The organism is Methylocapsa polymorpha (assembly GCF_045689225.1).
GTDB lineage: Bacteria > Pseudomonadota > Alphaproteobacteria > Rhizobiales > Beijerinckiaceae > Methylocapsa > Methylocapsa polymorpha.
Genome location: NZ_CP136862.1, coordinates 3,461,742 through 3,478,736 on the forward strand (window position 1 = coordinate 3,461,742; position 16,995 = coordinate 3,478,736).

At 61.0% G+C, this 16,995-nt stretch carries 15 protein-coding genes and 1 pseudogene; 12 read left to right on the forward strand and 4 right to left on the reverse strand.

What is annotated here, in order from left to right; genetic code table 11:
- Nucleotides 1-346 precede the first annotated feature (346 nt).
- Together RZS28_RS15955 and RZS28_RS15960 are read left to right on the forward strand one after the other, a co-directional pair.
- The gene (locus RZS28_RS15955; protein WP_407338717.1) at nucleotides 347-961 is read left to right on the forward strand and encodes a hypothetical protein; all 615 of its coding nucleotides are present in this window, start codon (nucleotides 347-349) and stop codon (nucleotides 959-961) included.
- 241 nt (nucleotides 962-1,202) lie between these two features.
- The gene (locus tag RZS28_RS15960) at nucleotides 1,203-1,439 is read left to right on the forward strand and encodes a hypothetical protein (RefSeq protein WP_407338718.1); all 237 of its coding nucleotides are present in this window, start codon (nucleotides 1,203-1,205) and stop codon (nucleotides 1,437-1,439) included.
- Nucleotides 1,440-1,459: 20 nt separating this feature from the next.
- On the opposite strand, the gene RZS28_RS15965 is transcribed toward RZS28_RS15960, so the two are convergent.
- From RZS28_RS15965 to RZS28_RS15975, 3 genes and pseudogenes are all read right to left on the reverse strand, one after another.
- On the reverse strand, nucleotides 1,460-2,293 hold the full coding sequence (locus tag RZS28_RS15965; RefSeq protein WP_407338719.1) for an exonuclease domain-containing protein: 834 nt from the start codon (nucleotides 2,291-2,293) through the stop codon (nucleotides 1,460-1,462).
- Between the two features lie 95 nt (nucleotides 2,294-2,388).
- Nucleotides 2,389-2,865: pseudogene (locus tag RZS28_RS15970) on the reverse strand (DUF2130 domain-containing protein); the annotation flags it as partial.
- Nucleotides 2,787-3,596: an SIR2 family protein gene (locus RZS28_RS15975; protein WP_407341150.1), complete on the reverse strand. Its 810-nt coding sequence runs from the start codon at nucleotides 3,594-3,596 to the stop codon at nucleotides 2,787-2,789. The pseudogene RZS28_RS15970 and the gene RZS28_RS15975, both read right to left, overlap by 79 nt.
- A gap of 335 nt (nucleotides 3,597-3,931) precedes the next feature.
- On the opposite strand from RZS28_RS15975, the gene RZS28_RS15980 reads away from it, so the two are divergent.
- Together RZS28_RS15980 and dusA are read left to right on the forward strand one after the other, a co-directional pair.
- Nucleotides 3,932-4,729: an SDR family NAD(P)-dependent oxidoreductase gene (locus RZS28_RS15980; RefSeq protein WP_407338720.1), complete on the forward strand. Its 798-nt coding sequence runs from the start codon at nucleotides 3,932-3,934 to the stop codon at nucleotides 4,727-4,729.
- 700 nt (nucleotides 4,730-5,429) lie between these two features.
- Nucleotides 5,430-6,398 (forward strand): tRNA dihydrouridine(20/20a) synthase DusA, encoded by a 969-nt coding sequence (gene dusA / locus RZS28_RS15985; protein WP_407338721.1) that lies wholly within the window; start codon nucleotides 5,430-5,432, stop codon nucleotides 6,396-6,398.
- 29 nt (nucleotides 6,399-6,427) lie between these two features.
- On the opposite strand, the gene RZS28_RS15990 is transcribed toward dusA, so the two are convergent.
- Nucleotides 6,428-7,375: an ATP-binding protein gene (locus tag RZS28_RS15990; RefSeq protein ID WP_407338722.1), complete on the reverse strand. Its 948-nt coding sequence runs from the start codon at nucleotides 7,373-7,375 to the stop codon at nucleotides 6,428-6,430.
- 312 nt (nucleotides 7,376-7,687) lie between these two features.
- Here RZS28_RS15990 and yajC point away from each other — a divergent pair, with 312 nt between their 5' ends.
- From yajC to RZS28_RS16030, 8 genes are all read left to right on the forward strand, one after another.
- Nucleotides 7,688-8,035: a preprotein translocase subunit YajC gene (gene yajC / locus RZS28_RS15995; RefSeq protein ID WP_407338723.1), complete on the forward strand. Its 348-nt coding sequence runs from the start codon at nucleotides 7,688-7,690 to the stop codon at nucleotides 8,033-8,035.
- Nucleotides 8,036-8,149: 114 nt separating this feature from the next.
- Nucleotides 8,150-9,748: a protein translocase subunit SecD gene (gene secD / locus RZS28_RS16000; protein WP_407338724.1), complete on the forward strand. Its 1,599-nt coding sequence runs from the start codon at nucleotides 8,150-8,152 to the stop codon at nucleotides 9,746-9,748.
- Nucleotides 9,749-9,870: 122 nt separating this feature from the next.
- Nucleotides 9,871-10,818, forward strand: a complete 948-nt coding sequence (gene secF, locus RZS28_RS16005) for a protein translocase subunit SecF (RefSeq protein WP_407338725.1) — start codon at nucleotides 9,871-9,873, stop codon at nucleotides 10,816-10,818.
- A 40-nt stretch (nucleotides 10,819-10,858) separates the two neighbouring features.
- Entirely contained in the window at nucleotides 10,859-11,245 is a 387-nt protein-coding gene (locus RZS28_RS16010) for an Mth938-like domain-containing protein (RefSeq protein WP_407338726.1), read from the forward strand.
- On the forward strand, nucleotides 11,245-12,111 hold the full coding sequence (locus RZS28_RS16015; protein WP_407338727.1) for a phytoene/squalene synthase family protein: 867 nt from the start codon (nucleotides 11,245-11,247) through the stop codon (nucleotides 12,109-12,111). The genes RZS28_RS16010 and RZS28_RS16015 overlap by 1 nt, the downstream gene beginning before the upstream one ends.
- A gap of 295 nt (nucleotides 12,112-12,406) precedes the next feature.
- Nucleotides 12,407-15,538 carry an isoleucine--tRNA ligase gene (ileS, locus tag RZS28_RS16020; protein WP_407338728.1) on the forward strand — a complete coding sequence of 1,044 codons (3,132 nt, stop codon included), beginning with the start codon at nucleotides 12,407-12,409 and terminating at the stop codon, nucleotides 15,536-15,538.
- On the forward strand, nucleotides 15,535-16,050 hold the full coding sequence (gene lspA / locus RZS28_RS16025) for a signal peptidase II (protein ID WP_407338729.1): 516 nt from the start codon (nucleotides 15,535-15,537) through the stop codon (nucleotides 16,048-16,050). The genes ileS and lspA overlap by 4 nt, the downstream gene beginning before the upstream one ends.
- A 128-nt stretch (nucleotides 16,051-16,178) precedes the next feature.
- Nucleotides 16,179-16,880: a hypothetical protein gene (locus RZS28_RS16030; protein WP_407338730.1), complete on the forward strand. Its 702-nt coding sequence runs from the start codon at nucleotides 16,179-16,181 to the stop codon at nucleotides 16,878-16,880.
- The last annotated feature ends 115 nt before the right edge of the window (nucleotides 16,881-16,995 follow it).

Genomic DNA, 16,995 nt, shown 5'->3' on the forward strand with positions numbered 1-16,995 from the left:
AGGAGATGGATCACGAGCGGTCTGCTGCGACCGATCCTTGGTATTGCGGTCCGCCGAGGGCTTTAGGTCCTTCTTGTGCTGCAGCCATGAACCGGAGGTAGCGTGGATACGTTTCGAATCCAGCCTCTCACCGAAAACGATATTCGAACGGTCGTCGAATCATGTGGAGGCGCGGTTGCACATCCAGATGCCCATCTGCGTACCCCGCGTGGCGGCGATTTCATAATTGAAGGGGCAGTCATCGAGCTCAAAACCCTCGATGAAGACGGGCTTCTAAAATCGGAGCGACAAGTGAAGCTCGCGAAGCTGTTTCGCGATGAGGGCTTCACGGCTCCAGTTGTCGTGCTTGATCGCAAGAACCTATCTGAAAAGGGAACGCGCATACGACCGCATCATCGAGGGCCCAATAAAGAATGCCGTCGCTTCCGCGCGACAGCAATTGAAGCAGACGAGAACCGAGCGTCCCGAGACAACCCTCTCTGTCTTGTGGGTGTTGAATAATGGCTACACGGCCCTTAACCACGAGGAGCTGACCGCTTTGGTTGCGCACCGAACTTATAACGATACATCCAACATCGACGGCGTCATCGTCGGTGGCTGCTATTTCCACAGCGACGGTTTCGACGGCTTTTTTCTGTGGCCCCTCGAGTACGTACCTCTCCGCCTCGAAGGTTTTCCAAGATTTGGTCCTCTGCACGCCGCCTGGTACAGCCTTGCCGAGAGCTTCATGTCGCGAGTGGTCACGGGTGATCTCGGGCGGGATCCTTTCAAAGGACCTGTCGTCGACACCCAGTTTGAAATCGACCAAATCACCTATGTGAAGCCGGCGCCGCCAATCGGAGGCGCGTCCAATTTTTTCCCGCGAGGCCGACCGCGGAAGAACAGCACGGGTCTTACGGAATGCCCACCCGTCGCGCTCCCAGACCGAGTGGACCAAATTCCACCAAGCGTTACCCGATGAATTCGAGCTGCGGGACGGCTACAAAGCTTGGTTACGACACGAGCAGGAGGCGCGTGAAGAAGGCCTTCCGCTTCGCCCCTTTGTGCGAGTACCGATTACCTTCGATGGTTGGCAAGACTGGTGCACTAAGCAGAAATGTTCGCCTGGAACGCCATCGATCTATCATCACGCGAATGCGGTTTTTCAGGATTGCGTCCAAGGGATAATATCAAGCGCGCGCGAGATAAAGGAAGGCAGTCTATTGCCTGCTAACTACATTCTCGCTGTCACCGACGAAATTGGTCAGGACAAGGCCAACGATCTATCGCACATCGCCAAGATCCGCGAGCGTTTCGAGGGCAAGTCCGATATCAAACCCATTGTCGAGGATCTTCGGATTTTTCACGAGCACGCCATCGCACTCGCTAGCGCCTACGCCGTAGCGGACGGGCTCGATGCCGTCATGTGGACGCGAAAGCTGCGCTATGCCTGGGCCTAAGCGCCGGTCGCCCTGACTAGCTAAAGAAAGTCGCTCTCGCGTAAGATGCGGATCGGCTGACCCTTCGCGATCAACGCCTCAGCCTTAAGATGCTTGCTACTCTTGGATTCCCCAGGCGCTAATCGCGTCACATCTTGATCACCCACGATGAGAAGCGTCGTGTCTTTTGTCACACCGCCGTCAACCTCACATCCGGCTGGCGTCGCGAGGTCGGCAGCTTCGCGTCGCGGCATCGAGAGAGCACCCGTGAACACCGCGATTTCACCAGCAAGCAGCCCGTCCGGGTTACCTTCACGGGTGATCCTGCCTTGCGGCGTGAGCGGCTGATGGCAGCGAGTAATCCAATCCTCAAGGGAAAGTCCCGTCGCCTGCATGGCTTTGAGAAGGATCAAGCCTGTGGCGCGGGCATCTTCAGCTGCATCATGGTGGCTGAAGGTGATCCCGAATTCGCGCGTAAGGTTTCCGAGCCCATAGCCAGCCTTCGCATATTGCGACCAAGCACGGCGCACGACGCGGGTCGTGTCCAGCCAGCGGCAACTTACATCCGCCAACCGATGTTTCGCTGAGGCCTGCTGCATCGCGGCCCGATCGAAGAGCGTGTGGCAGACGACCACCGCACCATTTATGTGTGAGCTGAGCTGCGGATAGACGTCCTGAAAACGTGGAGCGCCATGAACGCGGTCCTCGTTGATCCCGTGAATCGAGACGTTGACCGGGTCGAAATAATCGTCAGGATCGACAAGCGTCGCATAGGTATTCGCTATCTTACCATCGCGGAAAGCAACAAGTCCGACTTGGCATATGCTACTGAGGTCGGCGTTCGCCGTCTCAAAATCCAAGGCTAGGAAATCCATGTGCGCCCTCGGCTGGCGTTGCAATCTAAACGAGGCTGGTAGGTTAATCTCAGCGCGGACACGCTTGCACCGGCTGCCTCAGAAGAACACCTCGGCTATTGGCTTTCACGTCCGCTATCTTCTTTGCGTTCGATAAGCGGTGTCTCGAGAGCTGGGATCTCCTGCATGGCACGACCTGCGAGTCCCGGAAGATCGCCATACATTCCGACGGTAGAATCGATTACCCCCGGAATCTGAGCTTCGCGCTTTGCCTATAGGCGTATGGTAGCCTTCGGTTCGCGATTGAGATCGTCTTGCATTTCGGAAAAACGCTCGACGATCGCCTCAATGCGATGGCGAAACCGCGGCCCGGTCAAATACTGATAGACCAGTTCAGTCTTCGTTTGCCGCCCATCTTGTGACAGCCGCGCTGCCGCAAGCTCGATGAGGGATTGACGAAGCACTGAAGCGACCGGGACGACAAAGCGGGGATGGGTAATCCAGACGCCGTCGATCAATTCGAAACTCTCGACGCCTTTCGGCAGCGCTTCAGATACCAGGAGCGCGAGTTCCGCCTTCGCGGCTCGCTGGTCGCCATCGGCATAGGAGATCCGATGGAGATTAGAAGGGTGTCAGGCGTTGTCAGAAAAGCGCGAAGGCGATCAAAAAGAGCCGCGTAGGGTGCTTTCTGTGTTTGGTCATACTTTAGGTGCTCAGGAAACACCAGATGCGTGACTACCTCGTTTCCCGTGCGGATCACTTCATCTTTGTCGCTCGTCTTCCATCCAAGAGAACCGTGCAGCTTCCACAGCCTTGTCCAGCGCGGCGGCAAATCGTTTCTGGACACCGATACAGGATCAAAGAACGGTTCCCTTCCTCCGGTAAATCCATCGAAGTATGGAGCTCGGACAGCCTCAAACGCTTCCTCAAACAGGAGGTCGTAGTTGGTTGTAAATATCTCGATCGGATGATCGCGCGCGATACCGGTTATCCAGTTGACGATGTCATTGTACGCGCAACCGTTCTTCGGCAGCCGTACATTCACGATCTTGCCGATCTCCGTGCAGATATCCTCGCCGAAAGCCTTAAAGCCGTCGCCGTCGAGACCGTGAATGGCTGATTTGCCGATGACTTTGCTGAGCGAGCGGATACGCGAGAGAATTGTCTCGATATCATGCTTATCCAGCTCGGCTTTGAGGGCAGCAATCTGTGTGCCATATTTCGGGGCGAGCGTGTTTAAGACCTGGGTTGTGAGCCCCTCGACGGCGGGGATGAGCGGGGTAGGTTCCGTCGTCTTTGGCGGTCCCCGCGGCGGCGGCGGCACCCACCAGAAGTCCAATGCGTTTTCTTCCTTGCGCAATGATGGTGCGCAATGACGCCATGTATTGATCTGGATTGTGTATCTGATGCTCAACGCTTCCGCCCCCAATTTTCTGTGCGTTGGATCGTCCCTCTCAGCGTCGCTATGGCGTCCTCATGACGACGCAATTTCAACACCATGGCGGACGTGCTTGACCGCCATGGGCTCGTGGGCGCGCTGACGAACGTGAAGGAGCAACTCGGTCCGATCGACGTACTCGAATATAGTCCCCCAGCAGCCCCTTCTCACCGCCGTGCAGCCTCGATGTCGACGAGCAGGAGTATCACCTCGCTCTCAACGTGCTGGGGCCGATCGCAACGGTCCGGGCAGTGCTGCCCGACATGCTTGCCCGCAAGGCCGGGTCGATCCTGTTCACCAGCGCCGCATCGGCGCAACGCCCGCTCATCATGACCGCACCCTTCGGCATCACGGCCGGCGCGCTCCTGAACTACACGCGCATCTTGAACCGCGATCTCCAAGCGGACGGCATCTATGCAGGCTTCGTCGCGATCGCCGGGATCGTCGTGCCGTCAGGCAAGGAGGAGGCGGATAATGCCGCGCATTTTCCGCCCGACGTGCCCCGGATCAGGTCGGACGAGATCGCCGACCTGCACTGGCATCCCTTCGAGTTGCACCCAGGCGCGCCGCCCGAAGGCTTCCGGCTGGAAGACTATTTTCGCGCCAGGGGGATCGCGGACCTTGCGGACGTGCGCAAGGCTTTCTCGGTTCCGGAGGACGAGGCGCGCGCTTCCGGCCTTGAGCTCGACCTCAGCCAGCAACCCTATATCTATCGGACGGTCCAGGCACACACGCTTCTGCGGCATGCGCGCGGACTGGCAACGCAGCACGGCCTCTCGATGGCGTTGATGAAAGCCTTCTTCTTCGATCGCCTGAACGTATCGGACAAGGACGTCTTCTCAAGGATTGCCGTGAGTACGGCTTTACTGTTGAGAAGGCGCGCGGGGCGCTGGCTGACGGGCAGGAACAAGCGGAGACCGAGCGGCAGATCGCAGTCTCACGCACCAAGGGTGTGCGATCGGTGCCGACCTTCAACATTGGCGGCATCGTCATGGACGGCGGCTCGGAGGATCAGATAGCGGCAGCTATCGCTCAGGCGGTGACGGCAGCTGTGCTTTGCCTTCAAGACGATAACCGCGCCTATAAGACTGGCGGCCTCACCTAAAACCTGGCTCCGGACTTGGCGCCAGATTAAAGCCAGACGGGAAAAGACGGTAGGCCTTACGGATGCCAAGGTGGTGCTTGAGCCTTCGGGTGTTGATTCGGATTGCTGGTGGCTCTTCAACCACGTCCGATTGCACGAGCTGGCGATCAACCTCGATATCGACCTGAAGGAGGTCCCCAGGCGCCGGCAGATGCGCGCAGCAGCGACAATTGAGGAGAATGGCAGTGCCGTCTCCCGCGGCCGGCGTCGCAGCAGCTGGATTTATGAGGGCGCGCACTGCATAGCGCTATAAGGTCACGGTCGGGGCGTGCTGAACGCGGTCCTGGAGCGGCTGACGGCGCTAAACATCTCAGACGATCCGTGATGCAGCTAAATCAGATCACCGATCGTCTTCGTGTCGTGGGACCTTTGCGCTATGGTGGGCTCGCCACGAACCCGATTTGAGCTTCGTGAAGATCGCCAAAACGTGTGCGCTCCGTGTGCGCCGAGCCGTAGAACTGTGGCGAAAAAGGTCGGATGATGGCGTAGAAAAAGTATGCGCACGATCCGACCTAGTGAATTGAGATTAAAGAAAAATGCTATTAAATCAAAATGTTAGATTTAGCGTCGCGCCTATGATGGATTGGACCGATCGGCATTGCCGGTTCTTCCATCGCATCCTCTCGCGGCGGGCGCGGCTCTACGCCGAGATGCTGACGACGGGCGCCGTGATCCATGGGCCCCGCGCGCGCCTGCTTGGATTTGACGAGGCCGAGCATCCTGTCGTCATGCAGCTTGGCGGCTCCGATCCGGCGGAATTGGCCACGGCGGCGCAAATCTGCGCTGATTTCGGCTATGATGAAATCAATCTCAACGTCGGCTGCCCGTCCGAGCGGGTCCAGAACGGCGCCTTCGGCGCCTGCCTGATGCGGGAGCCGGAGCTTGTGGGCGATTGCGTCGCCGTCATGAAGGCGCGCGTCGCGATTCCGGTCACCGTCAAATGCCGAATTGGCGTCGACGATCAGGACCCTGAAACGGCGCTCGGGCAGATTGCCGAAGCGGTCGTCGCCGCCGGCAGCGACGCATTGATTGTGCATGCCCGAAAGGCCTGGTTGAAAGGCCTGTCGCCCAAGGAGAACCGCGACGTTCCGCCTTTGGACTATGGGCTCGTCCGCGCCCTGAAGCGGCGCTACGCCAATGCGCCGATCGTCCTCAATGGCGGGCTTTCGACGCTCGACCAGATGCGCGCCGAGCTTGCCCATGTTGACGGCGTCATGATCGGCCGCGCCGCCTATCAGGAGCCGGCGCTTCTCCTCGATGTCGATCCGTTGCTCTTTGGGGAGGAGCCGCCTGTCCCGGACGCGTTCGCCGCAGTCGAGGCCTTCATTCCTTACATTGAGGCGCGGCTGGCCGAAGGCGTCCCCCTCCACGCGATGACGAGGCATATTCTGGGGCTTTTCAACGGGCGGCGCGGCGCCCGCGCCTGGCGGCGCCATCTCGCCACAGAGGGAGCGAAGCGAGGCGCCGGCATCGAGACTCTTTTGGCGGCGCTCTCCCATGTGCGGATCGGGATGGAGCACGAAGAGGCCGAGGCGGCGGCGTAGGGGGCACGATGAGCCCACGTCAGGTCATCTCACTCCGTCGTCTTGCCCAGCCGCCCCGCGAGATCCTGGATATATTGCCAGGCTATCCGCCCTGAGCGCGAGCCCCGCGTGATCGCCCATTCGAGCGCCTCGCGCTCGATCGCTTCCCTTGCAAGTCCTTGTCTTGCGAGTCCTTGTCTTGCGAGTCCTGGGCGATCCTTCGACAGGCCGAAATGGTCGGCGTAGCCGAAGACCATCGCCAGATAGTCCTCCTGCGAACAGCCGTGAAAGCCGAGCCAAAGCCCGAAGCGGTCGGAGAGCGAGACCTTCTCCTCGACCGAATCGCCCGGATTGATGGCGGTCCCGCGCTCGTTCTCGACCATCTCGCGCGAAAGAATGTGGCGCTGGTTCGAGGTCGCGTAAAACAAGACGTTGCGCGGTCGGCCTTCGATGCCGCCTTCGAGCGCGGCCTTGAGCGACTTGTAATTCGCATCCGCCGCGTCGAAGGAGAGATCGTCGCAGAAGACGAGGAAACGATAAGGCGCCTCGCGCAGGAGCGCCATGAGGGCCGGCAGGCTGTCAATGTCCTCGCGATGGATCTCGACGAGCTTCAGCGGCTTGAAACTCGGATCGGCGGAGAGCCGAGTATTTATGTCCGCATGGGCCGCCTTGACCAGGGAGGATTTGCCCATGCCGCGCGCGCCCCAGAGAAGCGCGTTATTCGCCGAAAAGCCCTTGGCGAAACGCTCCGTATTGTCGGTGAGAATATCGCGTAAGCGGTCGATGCCGCGCAAAAGCGCCATCTCGACCCGGTTGACGCGCGCGACGGGCTGCGGCGCGCCGGACGCGGCGTGCCAGACGAAAGCGTCCGCGCGATCGAAATCCGGCGCCGAGGCTGCGGCGGGGACGAGCCTTTCAAGCGCGGCGGCGATCCGCTCCAAAGCTTGAGCGGCGTTGGCGCGGGCGGGCGGAGAGGACTCTTCGAGGCGGCGGACCATTGCGTTCTGCTGTTTGAAGCGAAGGGCCCGCCGCTTTAGCTTGCCGGGGACAGGGCGTCCAGCCCATCAGATCGGCTGAGGCTTGTTTGGAGCGACCTGCGGCGGCGTCGATTATATTCTGGGGCCGAGATCAAATAATATCGGCTTCCCGCCCAGTTGCGTGGGCAAAGGCGAGGTTTTGTCGGTCAAAAGCCTTCTCTGTGAAAGATGCCGCCGCCGTCCCCGGGCGCCATTGCTTTCGCGCCGGCTCTGGTTATATTCGCGCGCCATTCCAACAATGGCGCGCGACGACGCAAACGAGGAGAGGGGAACTTGATCACATCTGCTTTCGCCCAAGCCGCCGGTGGTCCGGCTGGCGGCCCGTCGGGGTCGTCAGACGTGATCTTGCAGCTCGTGCCCTTCGCGCTGATCTTCGTCATCTTGTATTTCCTTATCATCCGGCCGCAGCAGAAGCGGGCGAAAGACCATGCCAATCTCATCAAGAACCTTCGCCGAGGCGACAGCGTGGTCACCAACGGCGGGCTCATCGGCAAGGTGACCAAAGTCATTGACGACGCCGAGCTTGAGCTCGAAATCGCGCCCAATGTCCGGGTGCGCGCCGCCCGCGCCATGATCTCGGAGGTGCGGTCCAAGGGCGAGCCGGTCAAGGACCAGGCCTGACGCCGTGGGTCGCCAGCGGCGGCCCGCAGCAGCGCTTGTCTTTAAAAATTTGACGCCAAGCCTGAACCCTGGGCTTTCGGCGGCCCCCTCGATTAATGGATAAAATGCAACGCCATGCTGCGTTACGCGACTTGGAAGATCGTATCCATCCTAGCCATGACGGCTTTCGCGATTCTCGTCATCGCGCCGAGCCTTTTGAGCCCTGAAAGCCGAGATGCGCTTATTGCGCATCTGCCGAGATGGATTCCGGTGCGCTCCATCGTGCTCGGTCTCGACCTGCAAGGCGGCTCGCACGTCCTGCTCGAGGTGGACAGTCCCTCGGTCACCAAAACGCTCATCGACAATCTGCGCGACAGCATTCGCCGCATTCTGCGCGAGGAAAAGGTTTCGATCACCGGCGGCATTGGCGTGCAGCCGCGCGGCGTCCAATTGCGCGTCCCCGACGCGACGGAGCGCGCGAAGGTCATGCCCAAGCTGAGGGAGCTAGCCTCGTCGGCCGCAGCCGGATTGCCCGGCGGCTCCCGGGTCCCGGCCTTCGACGTGACCGAAAGCGACAGCGGCCTCATTCAATTCACCGTGACGGAGGCGGGAATCAACGCCAAGATCCGCCGCGCCGTCGAGCAATCGATCGAAGTCTTGCGCCGCCGCGTCGACGCGCTCGGAACGACCGAGCCCAATATTCAGCGCCAGGGCGACGACCGCATTCTCGTCGAGGTTCCAGGCCTGCAAGACACGAGCAAGCTCAAGGAAATCCTAGGGACGACGGCGAAGCTCGAATTCCGTCTCGTCGGCGAGACCGGTGCGGATTCCAGTGACGTCGAACAGCTCGATGATTCCGAGCGGCCTGGCTCAAAATTGCCGGTCGAGAAGCGCGTCATGGTGCAGGGCGAGGATCTGGTCGACGCGCAGCCTGGCTTCGACAGCCGCACGCAGGAGCCGATCGTCAACTTCCGCTTCAATATTCGCGGCGGGCAAAGATTTGGCGAGGTCACGTCGGAAAACGTCGGCCGGCCCTTTGCGATCGTCCTCGACGGAAAAGTGATCTCCGCGCCGCGGATCCTGGGTCCGATTACCGGCGGTTCCGGGCAGATTTCGGGACGCTTCACGGTCGAGCAGGCGAATAATCTGGCGATCCTTCTGCGCGCCGGCGCCCTGCCGGCGAAGCTCACGATCGTCGAGGAGCGCACGGTCGGGCCTGGCCTTGGCCAGGATTCGATCGACGCCGGCAAGCGCGCGGCCTATGTCGGAGCGGGGCTGGTCGCTTTCTATATGCTCATCACCTATGGGACATTCGGCGTCTTCGCCAATATTGCGCTTCTAGTGCATATCGCGTTCATTTTCGCCGGCCTCATTCTGCTTGGGGCGACGCTCACCTTGCCGGGCATAGCAGGCATTGTCCTCACCATAGGCATGGCGGTGGATTCCAACGTCTTGATCTATGAGCGCATTCGTGAAGAGGCCCATATGGGCCGCTCGATTCTCTCCGCGCTTGACGCCGGGTTCAACCGCGCTTTCGCGACGATCGTCGACTCCAACGTCACCATGTTCGTCGCCGCGGCCATACTCTATTTTCTCGGCTCCGGGCCGGTGCGCGGCTTCGCGGTCTCGCTGGCGCTTGGCATTCTGACGACCATCGTGACGGCGGTGACGATGACGCGCATGATGATCACGCTGTGGTATCGCTACAGGCGCCCGACGAGGCTGCCGATCTAGAGGGCGAGGATAAAACCCGATCGATTCGACCGCGGCCGAAATCGGTCTAGAATAGTTTGCGGCGAGACACATAGGCTGGCGTGGGTTCATCGAGCGCGCCAGCGCGGCAAAGGTCCTGACGAATGAAACTCCTGCGGCTTGCGCCCGAGAATACGAAATTTCCGTTCATGCGGTTCCGCCGCGTGAGCTATCCATTCTCGGCGCTGCTTTCGATCGCCTCGGTCGTGCTTTTTCTCAGCGTCGGAATGAATTTCGGGATCGATTTTTCCGGCGGCACGCTCATCGAGCTGCGGGCCAAGAGCGGAGCCGCCGACATAGCGGCGCTGCGCGCCACCGCCGAGCATATGGGGGTCGGCGACGTCGAGGTGCAGGGATTCGGCGCGCCTTCCGACGTGACCTTGCGCTTTGGCCTCCAGTCCGGCGGCGACGCCGCGCAGGAGGTCGCGGTGAGCCGCGTCAAGGCCGCGATCGGCGACGGCTACGAGATCCGCCGCACCGAGGTGGTCGGACCGCGCGTCTCGGGCGAACTCGTGCAATCAGGCACGCTCGGCGTCGTCATTTCGATCCTCGCCGTGCTTTGTTACCTTTGGTTCCGGTTCGAATGGCAGTTCGCTGTCGGCGCCATTATCGCCACGATGCACGATCTGCTTCTGACCGTCGGCTTTTTCGCCTTGACCCGGCTCGAATTCAACACGACCTCGATCGCCGCAATTCTCACCATTGTCGGCTATTCGCTGAACGAAACCGTGGTCGTGCTCGATCGCATTCGCGAAATGATGCGCAAATATCGCAGGATGCCGACCGATCAATTGATCGATGTTTCGGTCAATGCAGTCCTCCCTCGCACGATCATGACCGCGACCACCGTTTTTCTCGCGCTGTTCGCGCTTGTCGTCTTCGGCGGCCAGGTCATCCGCTCATTCTCGATCGCGATGATCTGGGGCATTTTCGTCGCCACCTATTCCTCGGTTTTCATCTGCTCGCCCATGCTGATCTATCTGGGGTTGCGCAGCGAGACCGTGGGGTCGGCGCCCGAGCCTTCCGGCAAGCTCGCCAAGACTTCGGCTTGAGAGCTGCGCGATCGGTCTCGACTCGCTCGGAGCGGCGATCATGGCCGAACAAAAATATTCCGGTTTCCTGCCCGGCGCCCATGCGATCGAAGGATATGGCGGGGGCGGCTTCCGCTTCGGCTCCATGTCGCATCGCGGCTCTATCCTCGCGCTGCCTTCCGGCATTTACGCCTGGAGCGCCGTGACGCCGGCCGATATAAACATGGAATCGCTCGCGCCCCTTTTCGCGGAGCCGCCAGGGATGGTCGAACATCTGCTGGTCGGGACCGGAACCGAGCTCGTTCCCCTCAACGCCGCCTTGCGCCAGCGCCTGCGTGAGGCGGGCGTCAGGGCGGAGCCCATGGCGACGGGCGCCGCTGCCCGCACCTATTCCATCCTGCTTGGCGAAAATCGCAGGGTCGCCGCAGCGCTTCTGGCCGCGCCTTGATGCGGGAGCCGACAGCCGACGCAGGCGGCTCTGATTACGCCTATTGCGAGACGCTTCTGCGCCGGGACGATCCCGACCGCTGGCTCGCAAGCCTCTTCGCGCCCGAGCAGAAGCGGCGTCACATCCATGCGCTTTACGCATTCAGCCTCGAAATCGCGCGCGCGCGCGAGATCGTCTCGGAGCCCTTGCTCGGCGAAATCCGCTTCCAATGGTGGCGCGATGCGCTTGAAACGCCGACCAGAATGGATGTCGGGGCAAATCCGGTCGCCGCGGCTCTTTTCGACACGATCGAGCGTTTCAGCCTGCCGAAACAGGCTTTGCTCGAACTGATCGACGCGAGGCTTTTCGATCTCTATGACGATCCCATGGAGACGGTCGAGCAGCTTGAAGCCTACGCCAGGGCGACTTCTTCAAGCCTTTTCCGCCTTGTCCCGCTCATTTTGGACCCGGACGAACCGGCCGATGGGCTCGGCGCGGCCGAACATGGCGGGATCGCCTATGCGCTGACCGGCGTTTTGCGCGCCTTGCCTTGGCATAGCGCGCGCGGACAGGCCTATGTTCCGCTCGATATTTTGCAAAAACACGGGGCCGACCGGACCGACCTCGCCGCTGGACAGAGCTCGCCGGGGGCGCTCGCCGCGCTCGCGGATCTGCGCGGCCTCGCCCGCCGCCATCTTGATATTTTCGCCGAGCGAATCCCCGGCCTGCCGGATGCGAGCCGCGCCGGCTTCCTGGTTCTAAGCCTCTGCGAGCCCTATCTGAGCCAGATGGAGAAGCGCGGCTATGACCCGTTCAAGACCGTGGTCGCTTTGCCGCAATGGCGCCGGCAATGGATTCTTTGGCGCGCCTCGAAACGATGGGGCTAGCTGTTCGCTTCGGCGCCTTGCTCAGTCCGCGCCCTGACTAGAAAGACTTTATTCGCCGCGCTTCTGTTGCTAGAAGTCTTCTATGTTCATGACCAAAGCGACGCCTCCGCTGCGAATTACGGGCCCGGCTCGCGCCTGAGCGACAAGCCGCCCGCTTTGCCGCTCGCGCCCGGCCGGGACGTTTCTCTAAAACCTATGGGCTTGCCTCTTGACCCGAACGCCCAGCATCGGGGTTGGGGCGAAGGCCCATCCAGGCGGCCTAAGCCGCGTCATTTTCGAGCAGGCCTGAACAATCATGAACGAACAGCCAAAAACGGTAGAAGCGGCTGATGAAAAGCCCGGGGAAGGCCAAGGAGGTCCGCCGGATTATTCGAAAAGCCTCTATCTGCCGCAGACCGATTTTCCGATGCGCGCCGGACTGCCGAAGAAGGAGCCGGAGATTCTCGCCCGCTGGCGCGAGATCGACCTCTATCATCGGCTTCGCGGGGCGGGGCGGGGCAGGCCGAAATTCGTCCTGCATGACGGGCCGCCCTACGCCAATGGCAACATTCACATCGGCCATGCGCTGAACAAGATCCTGAAGGATCTCGTGACGCGCTCGCAGCAGATGCTCGGCAAGGATTCGAACTATGTGCCGGGCTGGGATTGCCACGGCCTGCCGATCGAATGGAAGATCGAGGAAAACTATCGCTCCAAGGGCAAGAACAAGGACGCCGTGCCGGTCAACGAGTTCCGCCGCGAGTGCCGCGCCTTCGCCGAGCATTGGGTCGAGGTGCAGCGGGAGGAGTTCAAGCGCCTCGGCGTGACCGGCGACTGGGATCATCCCTATCTGACGATGAGCTTTCCGGCCGAAGCCCAGATCGCCCGCGAGATCATGAAATTCGCCGAGAACGGGACTTTGTATCGCGGCTCGAAACCGGTGATGTGGAGCGTCGTGGAGAAGACCGCGCTGGCCGAAGCCGAGGTGGAATATGAGGACCACGTCAGCGACACGGTTTTTGTGGCGTTTCCGGTGAAGGAAATCGATCCTGGATTCTATAGCGCTATGTCTACCGCTATCTTTGAACCGGACACCATACTTCGCGAAAGAGCTATTGGGGCGCTTGAGCGCGCCAAGGTGCTCATCTGGACTACGACACCTTGGACATTACCTGCGAACCGTGCGATCGCCTTCGCAAACCCCGGAAAAATTCGATACGCTGTGTATGAGGTCACAGAGGCGCCAGAAGGCAATTGGGCAGCAGTTGGATCGACGTGGGTAATCGCAGAAAGCCTGGTCGACCAAGTTTTCAAGGCAGCGAAGGTCATCGGATTTAGACGAATTTTCGTAGTTAATCCGGGTTCGATAACGGCCTGTAGCCATCCGCTCGCCGAGACCGTTCCCGGATACCAATTCGATGTTCCTCTCCTCGAAGGCGACCATGTCACCGCCGACACAGGCACGGGCTTTGTCCATACCGCCCCGAGCCATGGCCGCGACGACTTCGACATCTGGATGGCGCATGGCCGCTGGCTCGCCGAGCGCAACATCGAAACGCGCATCCCTTACACAGTCGACGCCGACGGATTCCTTACAAATGAAGCGCCCGGCTTCGAGGGCCGCCGCGTCATCGACGATAAGGGCAATAAGGGCGACGCCAATGAGGCCGTCATCAAGGCCTTGATCGAAGCGGGAAACTTGGTGGCGCGCGGAAAACTGAAGCATCAATATCCGCATAGCTGGCGCTCGAAAAAGCCGCTCATCTTTCGCAACACGCCGCAATGGTTCATCGCGTTAGACAAGCGTATCAATGCGCTACCGACTTTTCTGGCAGGATCCCACGTCGCCGACAGGATTCAGGCTGGGGAAGACGCATACCGAGCGAATCTCGATACCATCAGAAATCGTGCTCTCAGAGAAATTGCGGTCACCAAATGGTATCCGCCTGCGGGCGAAAACCGCATCACCGGCATGATCGCTAATCGCCCGGATTGGGTGGTCTCGCGCCAGCGCGCCTGGGGCGTGCCGATCGCGATCTTCGTCCATAAGGAAACGAAGGAAATCTTGAGGGACGCGAGGGTCAATCAACGGATTGCCGACGCCTTCGAGCGCGATGGCGCCGACGCCTGGTTCGGGGAATCGGCTGTCTACCGTTTTCTTGAGCCGGACTATAATCCCCGCGACTATGAAAAAATCGACGACGTGCTCGACGTCTGGTTCGATTCTGGCTCGACCCATGCCTTCACGCTCGACGATCCGAAACATTTTCCGGGCCTCGCCGGCATTCGCCGCATCCGCGACGGCGGCCAGGATGAGATCATGTATCTCGAAGGCTCCGACCAGCATCGCGGCTGGTTCCATTCTTCTCTTCTCGAATCCTGCGGCACGCGCGGGCGCGCGCCCTATGACGCGGTCTTGACGCATGGCTTCGTTCTCGACGAGAAGGGTCAGAAGATGTCGAAATCGCTCGGCAATGTCACCGCGCCGCAAACCGTCATCAAGGATTCCGGCGCCGACATTCTCCGGCTCTGGGTGGCGGCCTCGGACTATTCCGACGATCTGCGCATCGGCCCGGAAATCCTCAAAACTTTCGTCGAGACCTATCGCAAACTGCGCAACACAATCCGCTGGATGCTCGGCTCGCTCGCGCATTACGACGCGCGCGAGGCGGTCGGCTACGAAGCGATGGGCGAGCTCGAGAAGCTCATGCTGCATCGCCTCGCTGAATTGGACGGCGAGATCCGCGACGCTTATCAGCGCTTCGATTACAAGCGCATCGTCGCGCGCCTCTCGGCTTTCCTCAACACTGATCTTTCGGCCTTCTATTTCGACATTCGCAAGGATGCGCTCTATTGCGATCCGCCTTCGAGCGAGAAGCGCCGCGCCGCGCTCGAAGCGATCGAGCAGATTTTTCGCTCCGTCACTCTATGGCTCGCGCCAATCCTCGTCTTCACCGCCGAGGAGGTCTGGCTGTCGCGCTATCCCGGCGCCGTCTCGGTTCATCTGGAGACCTTTCCCGAGATCCCTGCCGCGTGGCGCGATGATGCGCTCGCCGCCAAATGGGAGAAGATCCGCCGCATCCGCGCGGTCGTGACCGGCGCTTTGGAGATCGAGCGGGCGCAAAAGCGCATCGGCTCCTCGCTCGAGGCGGCGCCGAAGGTTTTCATCGCGGACGACGATTGGCGCGCGCTGCTGGATGGCCTGGATTTCGCCGAAATCTGCATCACCTCGGATATTTCGATCGAGGCGGGAGAAGGACCGGCCGACGCGTTTCGCCTTGATGACGTTCCGGGCGTCGCCGTCCAGCCGAGCCTCGCCGAAGGCCGCAAATGCGCGAGGTCCTGGAAGATTTCGCCTTCGGTCGGCGGCGATCCGGAGTTTCCGGACGTCACGCCGCGCGACGCGCAAGCCTTGCGCGAGCTTAAAGCGGCGGGCCGCTGGCCATGAGCCAAGGTCTCTTGAATCCACGTCTTCTTGGCGCTTTGGCCGCCGTCGCCACGCTGGCGGCGGACCAGTCGAACAAGCTCTGGCTGATCTTCAGCTACGGCATTGAAACACGCCAGCCGATTCGGCTCGCGCCCTTCTTCGATGTGATCTTCGCGAAGAATCCGGGCATCTCCTATTCGCTCCTGCGCGCGCAGAGCGGGACTGAGCGCTTCGCCTTGCTGGTTCTGACGCTTGCGGCGACGGTCTGCATCGGCGTTTGGCTCTGGCGCGCGGAGACAAAAATCGTCGGACTGGGCCTTGGCCTCATCGTCGGCGGCGCGCTCGGCAACGCCTGCGACCGCCTCGCCTATGGCTTTGTCGCCGATTTCTATCATTTTCACCTCGGCTCGTTCTCCTGGTATGTCTTTAACCTTGCCGATGTCGCGATTGTCGCCGGAGTCGGGCTGCTTCTTTACGATTCCTTATTTTTGACGCGAAAGACTGGGGAGGCCGAGGGCGTCGCCAGGCAATAATTACGTTTGGGCGCCCGATCTGCCGCCAAAATGCCCTGAAGCTCTGCAGAATGGCTCCGACGAGCTTTTATGCGAGACGCCTGTGGCCTTTTGAAAGCGCGGGAGGCGGCGCGCAAGGAATGAAGAGGATGGACGCCATGGTCTTCGACAGAGTTCAACCCCGCTGGCCCGCTGCGGCTGGCTTCCTGGTCGCCGCAGGGTTGGCCCTGGCGGGATCCGTGGGCGCTTCTCCGGCGAAGGCCGAGGAAGACACGAATATGTTCAATTCGATGCTCGGCTTCTTCGGAATGCAGTTCGACAAGGAGCAGGAATCGATTGACTATCGGGCGCGGGCTCCAATTGTCGTGCCGCCCCGCTTGGATCTGCCGCAGCCGAAAAAGGCGGAGCGCAACCAAGCTTGGCCGACTGATCCCGACATCGCCGAGCGGCGCCGCGCCGCGCTCGACTCGCGCCGGCCCGCCCCGCAATTGACCCCGAACGCGCGGGCCGAGCTATCCCAGTTGGAATTGCAGCGCGGCGTCGGCGGCGACAAATCGCTTCCGAGCGAGGGGCCGCCGAGCGAATGCCAGGCCAGTTCGGGCACGCCGATTTGCCTCTATGCGCCTTGGAAGGCCTTGCAGACCGCCATCGGAGGGACTCATTCGGATGAGGTGCAGCCCGGCGTGGAGCCGGACCGGAAATATTTGACCGAGCCGCCGCCAGGCTACAGAAAGGCCACTGCAACCGCCAAGGCGAGCATCGACGCGCCCAAGGACCAGCCTGACGCCGGCGACGCCGGCGCTTATATTCGGTCGTCGCAACAGCATAAGGCCTCGGTCGATAATAATTGACCTGATCGGACGGAGCCGGCAGGCGCTTGTGGAGTGAGGATCGCGCCGATCCCGATGCGCGAAGCGCTCTCCGCAAGCCGTTCCTTCCGCCCAGTCTGGGCTGGCGCTGGCCCCG

Bases quoted from the DNA above. Each gene is read 5' to 3' on its own strand.
- lspA (WP_407338729.1), top strand. From the start codon at position 15,535: ATGAGCCAAGGTCTCTTGAATCCACGTCTTCTTGGCGCTTTGGCCGCC.
- RZS28_RS15990 (WP_407338722.1), bottom strand. From the start codon at position 7,375: ATGGTCCGCCGCCTCGAAGAGTCCTCTCCGCCCGCCCGCGCCAACGCC.
- RZS28_RS16010 (WP_407338726.1), top strand. From the start codon at position 10,859: ATGGCCGAACAAAAATATTCCGGTTTCCTGCCCGGCGCCCATGCGATC.
- secF (WP_407338725.1), top strand. From the start codon at position 9,871: ATGAAACTCCTGCGGCTTGCGCCCGAGAATACGAAATTTCCGTTCATG.
- RZS28_RS15965 (WP_407338719.1), bottom strand. From the start codon at position 2,293: ATGGATTTCCTAGCCTTGGATTTTGAGACGGCGAACGCCGACCTCAGT.
- ileS (WP_407338728.1), top strand. From the start codon at position 12,407: ATGAACGAACAGCCAAAAACGGTAGAAGCGGCTGATGAAAAGCCCGGG.
- dusA (WP_407338721.1), top strand. From the start codon at position 5,430: ATGATGGATTGGACCGATCGGCATTGCCGGTTCTTCCATCGCATCCTC.
- RZS28_RS16030 (WP_407338730.1), top strand. From the start codon at position 16,179: ATGGACGCCATGGTCTTCGACAGAGTTCAACCCCGCTGGCCCGCTGCG.
- secD (WP_407338724.1), top strand. From the start codon at position 8,150: ATGCTGCGTTACGCGACTTGGAAGATCGTATCCATCCTAGCCATGACG.
- RZS28_RS16015 (WP_407338727.1), top strand. From the start codon at position 11,245: ATGCGGGAGCCGACAGCCGACGCAGGCGGCTCTGATTACGCCTATTGC.